At 55.4% G+C, this 3,382-nt stretch carries 2 rRNA genes; both read left to right on the top strand.

Annotated features, from left to right (window positions below):
- Positions 1 to 14 precede the first annotated feature (14 nt).
- Positions 15 to 3,127 (top strand): 23S ribosomal RNA (locus V7S47_RS25635).
- A gap of 137 nt (positions 3,128 to 3,264) precedes the next feature.
- Positions 3,265 to 3,381 (top strand): 5S ribosomal RNA (gene rrf / locus V7S47_RS25630).
- The last annotated feature ends 1 nt before the right edge of the window (position 3,382 follow it).

Below are 3,382 nucleotides of genomic sequence, written 5' to 3'. Positions count from 1 at the left end.
GTTGAGTGTTTGTGAGACAAGCTATGAAGGGCACATGGTGGATGCCTTGGCATCAAGAGCCGATGAAGGACGTAGGAGCCTGCGATAAGCCCTGGGGAGTTGGCAACCGAGCTGTGATCCGGGGGTGTCCGAATGGGGGAACCCAGCTGGAGTCATGTCCAGTTACCCGCGCCTGAATATATAGGGTGTGTGGAGGGAACGTGGGGAAGTGAAACATCTCAGTACCCACAGGAAGAGAAAACAAAAGTGATTCCGAGAGTAGTGGCGAGCGAAATCGGATGAGGCTAAACCATGCACGTGTGATACCCGGCAGGGGTTGCGTGTGTGGGGTTGTGGGACCGCTTGTCTAGTTCTGCCGGACTGGAAGACAGTAAGAAAAGTTGGTTGAAGTCGAAGTCGGTTGGAAAGCCGCGCCGTAGAGGGTGATAGCCCCGTATGCGTAAGGCCTTCTCTGTTGAGCGGGATCCCAAGTAACACGGAACTCCTGAAATTCCGTGTGAATCTGGCAGGACCACCTGTTAAGCCTAAATACTCCTTGATGACCGATAGCGGACAAGTACCGTGAGGGAAAGGTGAAAAGTACCCCTGGCGGGGAGTGAAATAGTACCTGAAACCGTGTGCCTACAATCCGTCGGAGCCTTTAGGGGTGACGGCGTGCCTTTTGAAGAATGAGCCTGCGAGTTAGCGTTGTGTTGCGAGGTTAACCCGTGTGGGGTAGCCGTAGCGAAAGCGAGTCCGAATAGGGCGTTTGAGTAGCACGATCTAGACCCGAAGCGAAGTGATCTATCCATGGGCAGGTTGAAGCGCGGGTAAGACCGCGTGGAGGACCGAACCCACTTAGGTTGAAAACTGAGGGGATGACCTGTGGATAGGGGTGAAAGGCCAATCAAACTTCGTGATAGCTGGTTCTCCCCGAAATGCATTTAGGTGCAGCGTTGCGTGTTTCTTGCCGGAGGTAGAGCACTGGATAGCCGATGGGCCCGACCAGGTTACTGACGTTAGCCAAACTCCGAATGCCGGTAAGTGAGAGCGCAGCAGTGAGACTGCGGGGGATAAGCTCCGTAGTCGAGAGGGAAACAGCCCAGACCATCAGCTAAGGCCCCTAAGCGGTGACTAAGTGGAAAAGGATGTGGAGTCGCAGTGACAACCAGGAGGTTGGCTTGGAAGCAGCCACCCTTGAAAGAGTGCGTAATAGCTCACTGGTCAAGTGATTCCGCGCCGACAATGTAGCGGGGCTCAAGTCATCCGCCGAAGCTATGGCATTCACATATTAACCTCAGCCTTCGTGGTTCAGGGGTGTGGATGGGTAGGGGAGCGTCGTGTCGCGAGTGAAGCTGCGGAGTGATCCAGTGGTGGACGCGACACGAGTGAGAATGCAGGCATGAGTAGCGAATGCAATGTGAGAAACATTGCCGCCGAATGATCAAGGGTTCCAGGGTCAAGCTAATCTGCCCTGGGTAAGTCGGGACCTAAGGCGAGGCCGACAGGCGTAGTCGATGGACAACGGGTTGATATTCCCGTACCGGCAAAGTAGCGCCCATGCTGAACCTGGTGATGCTAACCGCCCGAAGCCATGAGTATTGATCCCTTCGGGGTGAGAGCTTGTGGGGGAGCGCGGGACCCGAGCTGGTAGTAGGCAAGCGATGGGGTGACGCAGGAAGGTAGCCCAGCCGTGGCGATGGTTGTCCACGGGTAAGTGCGTAGGGTGTCATCTAGGTAAATCCGGATGGCTGACTTTGATGTCGGGCCTGAGACACGATACGGAGCCGTTTGGTGAAGTGGGTGATCCTATGCTGTCGAGAAAAACCTCTAGCGAGCTATGCGCCGCCCGTACCCCAAACCGACTCAGGTGATCAGGTAGAGAATACTAAGGCGATCGAGCGAACCATGGTTAAGGAACTCGGCAAAATGCCCCCGTAACTTCGGGAGAAGGGGGGCCGGATCCGTCAAACTCCTTGCGAGTGGCAGCGGTGATGGCCGCAGAGACCAGGCCCAAGCGACTGTTTACTAAAAACACAGGTCCGTGCGAAGTTGTAAGACGATGTATACGGACTGACTCCTGCCCGGTGCTGGAAGGTTAAGAGGACCTGTTAGGTGGTAACACCGAAGCGGAGAATTTAAGCCCCAGTAAACGGCGGTGGTAACTATAACCATCCTAAGGTAGCGAAATTCCTTGTCGGGTAAGTTCCGACCTGCACGAATGGAGTAACGACTTGGGCGCTGTCTCAACCGTGGACTCGGCGAAATTGCACTACGAGTAAAGATGCTCGTTACGCGCGGCAGGACGGAAAGACCCCGGGACCTTTACTATAGTTTGGTATTGGTGTTTGGTTCGGCTTGTGTAGGATAGGTGGGAGACTTTGAAGCATCGACGCCAGTTGGTGTGGAGTCAACGTTGAAATACCACTCTGGTCGTACTAGATGTCTAACCTAGGTCCGTAATCCGGATCAGGGACAGTGCCTGATGGGTAGTTTAACTGGGGCGGTTGCCTCCTAAAATGTAACGGAGGCGCTCAAAGGTTCCCTCAGCCTGGTTGGCAATCAGGTGTTGAGTGTAAGTGCACAAGGGAGCTTGACTGTGAGACAGACATGTCGAGCAGGGACGAAAGTCGGAACTAGTGATCCGGCGTCGGCATGTGGAAGCGACGTCGCTCAACGGATAAAAGGTACCCCGGGGATAACAGGCTGATCTTCCCCAAGAGTCCATATCGACGGGATGGTTTGGCACCTCGATGTCGGCTCGTCGCATCCTGGGGCTGGAGTAGGTCCCAAGGGTTGGGCTGTTCGCCCATTAAAGCGGCACGCGAGCTGGGTTTAGAACGTCGTGAGACAGTTCGGTCCCTATCCGCCGCGCGCGCAGGAAACTTGAGAAAGGCTGTCCCTAGTACGAGAGGACCGGGATGGACGAACCTCTGGTGTGCCAGTTGTCCCGCCAGGGGCACGGCTGGTTAGCTACGTTCGGAAGTGATAACCGCTGAATGCATCTAAGCGGGAAGCATGTTTCAAGATGAGGTTTCCCACCCGCTTGACGGGGTAAGGCCCCCAGCAGAACACTGGGTTGATAGGCCGGAGGTGTACAGCAGTAATGCCTAGCCGACCGGTACTAATAGGCCGAGGGCTTGTCTTACAATCACTCAGCTAGACCTATAACGATCCTGTTGATGTTCGCGTCCACGAATCCAGTTGCCACCGATTGATCGGTGTACAACTACAGAAGCTTGGCTCCACCTCCCACTTCGGTGGTCGAGGTGGTGTCGCTAGAGTTACGGCGGCCATAGCGAAAGGGAAACACCCGGTCCCATCCCGAACCCGGAAGTTAAGCCTTTCAGCGCCGATGGTACTGCAGCCGAGAGGCTGTGGGAGAGTAGGACGCCGCCGGACA

It is taken from the genome of Nocardioides sp. CCNWLW216 (assembly GCF_037120545.1).
Classification (GTDB): domain Bacteria; phylum Actinomycetota; class Actinomycetes; order Propionibacteriales; family Nocardioidaceae; genus Nocardioides; species Nocardioides lianchengensis.
This window is presented reverse-complemented; position numbering and strand designations above follow the sequence as displayed.